This window comes from Streptomyces sp. NPDC127092 (assembly GCF_042722475.1).
Classification (GTDB): domain Bacteria; phylum Actinomycetota; class Actinomycetes; order Streptomycetales; family Streptomycetaceae; genus Streptomyces.
The window spans coordinates 339-5,224 of the sequence record NZ_JBHXFE010000094.1 but is presented as its reverse complement, the minus strand read 5'-3'; the positions used below and the strand labels follow the sequence as shown (position 1 = coordinate 5,224).

Sequence of the window (4,886 nt, the reverse complement as noted above, 5' to 3'; positions counted from 1 at the left end):
TCCACGGATCACCGTAGATGTGATAGCCGCTCTGCTCCCAGAACCCAGGGTCGTTCGTCGGCATCATCGTCAATGCCCGGACCCACTTCGCGCTCTTCCAGAAGTACAGATGCGGGATCAGGAGACGTGCCGGCCCGCCGTGTTCTGCGTCGAGCGGTGCGCCTTCGGCCTCGGTCGCGATCCAGGCCTTGCCATCCAGGAGATCCTCAAGCGGCACATTCGTGGTGTAGCCGCCGTAGGAGTGCGCCATGACGTAGTCATGGGATGTCTCGACGTTCTCGAACAGCTTGTCCAGGCTCACCCCGCGCCAGGCCATGTCGAGCTTGGACCAGTGCGTGACGCAGTGGATGTCGACCGTGATGTCCTCGGCACCGAGCGCCAGGAACTGCTCCCAGTTCCAGTGATGCTCGGTACCGGTTTCATCGAGGATGGCGAAATCCCACGTCTCGGTATCGACATAGGGGGTGGGACCGGCGGTGAGCACCGGCCAGTTGTCGAACAGCGTCTGTCCCGGAGGGAGCTGATCATCGGGTCCACGCCGGCGTCCCGCGAATCCGCGAGTAGTGAACGACATACATCGCCCCTTCCGTCTTCTCTGGCTGTACACCACCGACGATATTGCGGGAGCTCTCTCGCTGATCGCCTGGTCCTGCGCGGAACTTGCCCATGACTGCAGGTGATGAGTCCCCGGCGTGAAAACGGGCCACTGTGCCGACCACACTGTGGAACAGGACGCCCCACCGGGCGACCTCGCCCCCCCCGCAAGCATCGAGAAGAAGTCTGTGACCATGTGCCCTGTTGCGCTCGGCATGCCGACCGTTCGCCATCGCGCGCGCTCGACGGTCGGCCGACCCGAGACACCGTTTCTCGTGGACAGGTTCGGGCGCATCGCGCGAGACCTGCGCGTATCGATCACAAGCGCCTGCTCACTGCGTTGCACATACTGCATGCCGGCGGAAGGCCTGCCCATCGTCCCTCGCGGGGAGTTGCTGACTCCGGAAGAGATCGCGCGTCTGGTCACCATAGCCGTCCACGATCTCGGAGTCCGTGAGGTGCGCTTTACCGGCGGCGAGCCGCTTACGCGACCTGATCTGGTCGGGATCGTGCGCCAGACGACGACAGCCGTGCCCGGCCTGCCGGTGTCGATGACGACCAATGGGATCGGCCTCGACCGCAAGGCGCCGCAGCTTGTGGAGGCTGGACTGACGCGGATCAACGTGTCGCTGGACACGATCGACCGCGAGCATTTCGCCGCTGTCACCCGACGCGATCGCCTGCCTGCCGTGCTCAGGGGGATCGAGGCGGCACAGCACGCAGGGCTCAGCCCGATCAAGATCAACGCGGTGGCGCTGCGCGAGACCCTCGCGGATGCGCCCGACCTGCTGGCGTGGGCGCTTGCCAACGGCGTGCGGTTGCGGTTCATCGAACAGATGCCGCTGGATGCAGATCAGACATGGCGCAGAGACCACCTCGTCTCCGCCGAAGAACTTCTGTCTGTGCTCGGACGCCGATACCGGCTGACCCCGGCCGGGCGTGAAGACCCGTCCGCTCCCGCAGAGGAGTGGCTCGTCGACGGAGGCCCGGCCACCGTCGGCATCATCGGGTCCGTCACACGCAGCTTCTGCGACGCGTGCGACCGAACCAGGCTGACAGCCGAAGGCTCGGTACGTTCCTGTCTGTTCGGAGACGACGAGACAGACCTGCGCACGATGCTGCGAAGTGGAGCAGACGATGCCGCTATCGCCGACGCCTGGCGGGCGACGATGTGGGACAAACAGGCTGGGCACGGGATGGAAGAGAAGAGCTTTCGTCGACCGGCCCGTTCCATGGGAGCGATCGGAGGCTGACGATGTCACGCATACTCGTCCGATACTTCGCAGCCGCCGCTGAAGCGGCTGGCTGCGAAGAAGAGCACGTCGAGGCGACGACCCTCGGAGAGGCGAAGGACGCGCTCCTCACAGCTCACCCGGCACTCGAGCCGGTGATCGCAAAGGGGACATTCCTCGTCGACGGCATCGCCTCACGCGATCCCGCGCGACCGGTCTCCGCGCAGGTGGACGTGCTGCCCCCGTTCTCCGGCGGCTGAGCCAAACCACAAGCGGCTGAGGTCCGATCCACCGCGGGGGTCCACGTGTCGTGAACTGCATTCGTCTCCTGCGCTGCCATCCTCTTACGTGAGACGACCGCGGTGCTGCCCAGATCCTTGTCTCAGCAGGAATCGAAGTACAAGCGTTGGGGATGCATGCTGTCGCTCACCTCGTACACGGCATCGGATGATTCGCGTGGAATGTCCTCGCGCATGTAGCGGAGATGCCGTTCATGGGTGTCTGGGTGCGCCGGCTCACCGCCGTCGAGGAAGACGGTGAAGTGCCACGCCGAGCGCAGGCTAGAGCGCAGCAGTGACCAACCGTCGACAATCAGCATCCTGTCCTCAGGCGCGGCAGCGAGCTCGCTCTCAGGTCCGTTGTGGCGGAACATGCGCAGTATGGTTCGGACGGCGTCATCGTCCGTGAACGGGGCCGCGCTGAGACGAGTCGCGTGACGTCCCACTGCACGCAGCGCTGCCGCCAGGGCGTCGGCGAAGTGCATGCGGGCTGCAGCGTCCACGCCGTCGATGGCGACGAGTATCCGGCCGCGTGGGTTTCTGCTGAGGACCTCCTGAGCGAGCTCCTCCCAGACGGCTGTCCCAGTGGCACCTGAGGCGTTCGGAGACGAGGTCAACGTCGCTTCTCCGGCGGAACGATCAAGAGAGGATGTGTCTGCATCCTGTTCTGGTTGCGCACATCCTTGCCGACTGCTCTCGCAGCGGTCTGCATCCGCGCTCTCGAGATGGCATCGATGGTTTTCATCGGTCTGCCCGCTTCCGATTCGCATCCGCATGCTGAGGCAACTCCCGGATGAGTTCGAGGACATCGTCGGGAACGAGTTGTCCCAACGTTCCGCAGGAGTACACGCTGATCACGACCGTCCCATCGGGATCCAGCACGAATCCGGTCGTCTGCAACTGCGGCGGGTCCACGGTGACGAACGCTCCGGTCGCGGCCGCGATCTGCCCCACATCGGTGCTGTGTCCGATCGGAAAAGTCAGCCCATAGCGCGCCACGAGCTCCGCGGTTATCGGCTCCTCGTCCGCAGTCACCGCGACGACAGCGATACCCGCGGCGGACAAGCGTCGTAGGCCGCGCTGGAACGCACGCAGCTGCTCCACGCAAGGCCGGCAGCCTGCCCCGCGAGAGAAGAGAACCACGCCGTACTGCCCGGCGAATACGGCCGGGATCGTTCGGCGTGTGCCTCCCACCTCGACCAGCTCGAGGGCGGGGAACGCATCACCACCACGCAGCAACGACATCAGAGGCTCGCAAGAACGGTCCGAGCGGCCGCATCGGTGGGTGCGACGCGGGCGGCTTCTGACGGGGGAAGTCGGTTGCCATGAAAGTTGTGTGCTTCAGTCTCAATGCCAGTCATCTGGCGCCTCTTTCCTCGGTGATTGCACCATCGTTCACCCGGCGGGTTCGCTAGGTCGTGCGGTGTATCTACAACCCCACCCACTCCGATCTGCCGTCGGTGAAGTGCTGGTGCTTCCAGATCGGAACCTCTGCCTTGATCGCGTCGACGAGGTTCCCGCAGACGGCGAACGCCTCTGCCCGGTGCGGGGCGGCGACGACCGTGACCAGTGCGACGTCGCCGATCTCGAGGTGACCGATGCGGTGAGCGGCGACGACATCGCAGTCCGTGGTTTGAGCGATCCTCGTGCACACGTCGATGAGGATTCGTTCCGCGTCGGGGTGCGCCTCGTAGTCGAGAGAGCCGACGTCCTCTCCGTGATCATGGTCGCGCACGATGCCTTCGAAGGTGACCACCGCCCCGTTCTTCCTACTGCGTATCCGTGTTTCCAGCTGCGTCTTGTCCAGCGGAGCAGCGGTGACGAAACCGATCGGGTCAGGCATGTCCGCCGCCGGCCAGCTGGTCGTGCAGGTGTGGCAAGAGCGGCTCCAGTGCGATGAGGCCGTCTTCCACGCCGCGTGGCGATCCAGGCAGGTTGATGACGATCGTGCGTCCGGCGATCCCTGCAAGCGCCCTGCTGAGCGAGGCTGTCGGCGTCGCCGCGCGGCCCGCTGCACGGATGGCCTCGGCGATGCTGGGAAGTGCTCTCTCGATCACCGCGCTCGTCGCCTCGGGGGTGCGGTCCTCGGGATGCACCCCGGTGCCGCCGGTCGTGACGATCAATACCGGCTCGCTGGTGAGAGCATCCGTGAGCGCCTGATAGATATCCGCGTCAGCGACAACGACGGGCTCGTCTGGCTGATACCCGTGGTCGCGAAGCCAGCCTGCGATTGCCGGACCGGTGAGATCCTCGCGCGTACCGGCCGCGGTGCTCGTTGAGGAGACGATCACGACCGCCTGTCCGTGGTCTGCGGGCACGGATGCGCCTGCAACCCAGTGCCCGCGCTTTCCTCCGGTCTTCTCGATGAGGTGGATGTCTCCGAGCACGGCGGCCGGATCGACGGACTTGATCATGTCGTGCAGAGCGAGACCGGCGATGGCGACGGCGGTGAGGGCTTCCATCTCGGCCCCAGTCTTCGCCGTCGCTGCGACCGTGGCCCGGATCTCCACCGATGAGGTGCTGAGCTCGAAGTCCACGGTGACGGACTCCAGGGGCAATGTGTGCGCGAGGGGTACAAGTTCGCTGGTGCGCTTGGCGCCCTGGATGCCCGCGACCCGCGCTGTCGGGAGCGCGTCTGCTTTGCGCAGCTGGTTGGCGGCGAGCAGTTCCAGCACCGCCGGTGTCGTGTCGAGGCGGCCGGTCGCGATCGCCGTGCGCCGAGTGATCGCCTTCCCGCCGATGTCGATCATCCGCGATCGGCCGTGATCGTCGAGGTGCGGCA

Annotated in this window: 7 protein-coding genes; 2 read left to right on the top strand and 5 right to left on the bottom strand. The window is 65.5% G+C overall.

What is annotated here, in order from left to right:
• Positions 1-574: molybdopterin-dependent oxidoreductase (locus ACFWJO_RS37215; protein ID WP_386872537.1), on the bottom strand; the 574-nt coding region annotated here is incomplete at its 3' end.
• A 235-nt stretch (positions 575-809) separates the two neighbouring features.
• Between ACFWJO_RS37215 and moaA the strand changes: the two genes are divergently transcribed.
• Together moaA and ACFWJO_RS37205 are read left to right on the top strand one after the other, a co-directional pair.
• A complete protein-coding gene (gene moaA / locus ACFWJO_RS37210) occupies positions 810-1,847 on the top strand; it encodes a GTP 3',8-cyclase MoaA (RefSeq protein ID WP_386872539.1) in 1,038 nt (345 codons plus the stop codon).
• Between the two features lie 2 nt (positions 1,848-1,849).
• Entirely contained in the window at positions 1,850-2,086 is a 237-nt protein-coding gene (locus ACFWJO_RS37205) for a MoaD/ThiS family protein (RefSeq protein WP_020625377.1), read from the top strand.
• A 122-nt stretch (positions 2,087-2,208) separates the two neighbouring features.
• Here the strand turns inward: ACFWJO_RS37205 and ACFWJO_RS37200 are convergent, their stop codons facing one another.
• The 4 genes from ACFWJO_RS37200 to moaCB all read right to left on the bottom strand — a co-directional run.
• On the bottom strand, positions 2,209-2,607 hold the full coding sequence (locus tag ACFWJO_RS37200; protein WP_141762460.1) for a hypothetical protein: 399 nt from the start codon (positions 2,605-2,607) through the stop codon (positions 2,209-2,211).
• 238 nt (positions 2,608-2,845) lie between these two features.
• Positions 2,846-3,349, bottom strand: coding sequence for a redoxin domain-containing protein (locus tag ACFWJO_RS37195; protein ID WP_020624684.1), 504 nt, complete (start codon positions 3,347-3,349; stop codon positions 2,846-2,848).
• Between the two features lie 184 nt (positions 3,350-3,533).
• Entirely contained in the window at positions 3,534-3,947 is a 414-nt protein-coding gene (locus ACFWJO_RS37190; protein ID WP_020628091.1) for a molybdenum cofactor biosynthesis protein MoaE, read from the bottom strand.
• The coding region (gene moaCB / locus ACFWJO_RS37185) for a bifunctional molybdenum cofactor biosynthesis protein MoaC/MoaB (RefSeq protein WP_386872533.1) at positions 3,940-4,886 on the bottom strand (947 nt) is incomplete at its 5' end. The genes ACFWJO_RS37190 and moaCB, both read right to left, overlap by 8 nt.

Bases quoted from the DNA above. Each gene is read 5' to 3' on its own strand.
- moaA (WP_386872539.1), top strand. From the start codon at position 810: ATGCCGACCGTTCGCCATCGCGCGCGCTCGACGGTCGGCCGACCCGAG.
- ACFWJO_RS37205 (WP_020625377.1), top strand. From the start codon at position 1,850: ATGTCACGCATACTCGTCCGATACTTCGCAGCCGCCGCTGAAGCGGCT.
- ACFWJO_RS37195 (WP_020624684.1), bottom strand. From the start codon at position 3,349: ATGTCGTTGCTGCGTGGTGGTGATGCGTTCCCCGCCCTCGAGCTGGTC.
- ACFWJO_RS37190 (WP_020628091.1), bottom strand. From the start codon at position 3,947: ATGCCTGACCCGATCGGTTTCGTCACCGCTGCTCCGCTGGACAAGACG.